General features: G+C 57.3%; 1 protein-coding gene and 1 pseudogene. Both read right to left on the bottom strand.

Going from position 1 to position 2,253, the window contains the following annotated elements; all coding sequences use genetic code 11:
• Positions 1–196: 196 nt before the first annotated feature.
• Positions 197–1,573, bottom strand: a complete 1,377-nt coding sequence (locus ASF71_RS21460) for a replication initiator protein A (protein ID WP_156373042.1) — start codon at positions 1,571–1,573, stop codon at positions 197–199.
• Positions 1,574–2,108: 535 nt separating this feature from the next.
• Positions 2,109–2,253, bottom strand: a pseudogene (locus ASF71_RS25625) (transposase); the annotation flags it as partial.

Below are 2,253 nucleotides of genomic sequence, written 5' to 3'. Positions count from 1 at the left end.
GCCCACACAGCTCTCTGGAAGACCGCTCACCGAATGAATACGCCCGCCTGTTTCAGGCGGGCTGAGGTACGCTGTCTTTGCAACCGGACTGGACCGACTGAGGGGGGAACCTCATCTCATGTCAGCCTGACTCACGCTCTGCTCGGGCAGCAAGGATCAGGCGGTACCGATACCTTTGCGTGATTGCGCAGAGGACCTAAGAAGAAAGCCGTGTACGCAGGTCATCAATGAATGCCTGCATACGAATCTCTTCATTAGCTCGAGCGGCTTGCTCGGAGAGATCGGCAGCAGATAACTCGCCACTCCGGCAGCGTGCCTCGAGAACCGTCGGCAGTCCTTTGCCCAATGGCCGAAGCATGATCCGGAGGGCAGGGGCTACAGCGTCATACTGCGCGTCAGGCGCCAGTGTTCGAACGTGCTGGCGACGCTCGTCCGTGGCTCGAACGGTCGCCTCTTCCTCGACCTGAAGTTGGAGTCGGGCTTCGCCGTGTGAGGCTGGAGGAACTGATGCGGATAAATTTGCAGGCAAGATGTATTTCTCTTCGTGCTTCAAAAAATCCACCGCCAGTCCCGCTGGGTTTTTGACCTTTGCTGTCGCTTGTCGGGATCGGACGAAGGCGACCGCTGTCTCCACACGTTCCCCGTGGTCTGCGGCTAAGCTCGTGGCCGAGACGCGGCTTAAGCCGATCCCAATCAGAAGTTCAACCATAGCCGGGTCAGGGGCATTCAGTTCCGCGAAAGAGTACTCGATCTCCTGTTTCCGGCCACGGCCGATGATTTGGACATCAGCCAGATAGTTGATGGCCCGGAGCTCCTCATGGGCGGGTGCCAGCGCACGTCTGACCAGTTCCGGCCGTTCTGACTGAATGCCGCAGGCCAGTCGCCAGTCCTCCAGATTGACGCGCAGGGTCATCTGCCGACGTTCCTGAGGTCCTGTTCGGTGCGCCTCCAGAAGGCGGTACAGCGCTCGGGCGGGCGGCTGCTCAAGCTGGATGAGTAGTCCCCCGTCGAGAACCTGCAGATGGCGCGCGCGAATACTGGTCGCCAACTGCTCCCCCAGATGAATACTGAGGGTTGCTGAAGGGTCAAGTCCTGGAAGCTGTTCCGGCTCCGCATCAACTTCGTGATACCGGATACGTTCGATGTAGCGGAGGGTATCGGTACTCCAGACTTGCCGATCCCGTTGTGCGTCATACCAGCCTTCTCCCACCACAAAGCCTGTTCCCCACAGCCGTTTGAGGCCCTCTTTGAGTCGCTGGTAGGTCCGGCCATTGTCTGGAAGGCCTGCCACGCTCCTGACTTCATAGGCGGTGGTGTGAAGCCAGTTGTGTGATGGGCAACCAGACCGGAAGAACAGGGTCTGAATCGCCAGAATGATATCTGTATCGATGCCGTGGGGACGACCGTATGGCGCCGCGCACTCCACACGGTAAGGGCGGCCGTCGATGGCGAACTCAACGTTCCAGAGAGTTAATGCATCGTCCACGCGCGACTGAATGCTGATGATCCCAAGGCGGGCAATATTGCGTTCGTCTCGCCTTTCGTGCTCTGTGCCCAAGTGTTTCGGTCCCATCCTCTCCCCCACTGTTGTAGTTCTTTTGTTTTATTAAACATAAAAAGAAACAACAACAGGGAAAAGATTTTTTGCGTCTCAGACGATAAAAATCGTTATAAACCACGCAAAGGTGTCGGGGATTTGCCGCCGGATCACGCAAAAGTATCGGTACTGTAGCGTCGGAACCACACAAAAGTATCGGAGATCCAGCGCCCTTGTGTTTCTCAGATGCAAAGCAGCTCTTGATCCCGTGTGAGACGCAAAAAATCGTTCAATCACGCAAAGGTGTCGGTGGGGCGAGGGAACACAATCACGCGAAAGCATCGGCACAGTCCCAGGTAAATCACGCAAAGGTGTCGGTACAGTCCCCCGTAAAGAAGGATGACCATCAATGCCGCCTGGGGCGATCTGTCCGCTCTGGACTCGTTTGAGAGGGAGTGAAACCACGCAAAAGTGTCGGGGAAATAGGGAGAGAGCACTCAGGGTGTCTTCTTAGCTCGTGATTTAAGCCGACCGCGCTTGTCGCGGTCGCCTGTTATGGGGTCGAAGGCCGTCAGGCAGTCTTTTTCAGAGCCGGGAAGCGAGGCGCTCGGCCTGAATACTTCCCTTTGGGTCGTCCTGGTGAACGGCCCGACGGTTTTGGCGCGCATGCTGGACTTCCCAGAGGCACCAGCAACTGGACAAAACCCTGCCGGACT

This window comes from Deinococcus sp. Leaf326 (assembly GCF_001424185.1).
In the GTDB taxonomy this organism is placed as follows: Bacteria; Deinococcota; Deinococci; order Deinococcales; family Deinococcaceae; genus Deinococcus.
Note: the sequence above shows the minus strand (reverse complement) of the source record. Positions and strands in the feature narration are given on the sequence as shown.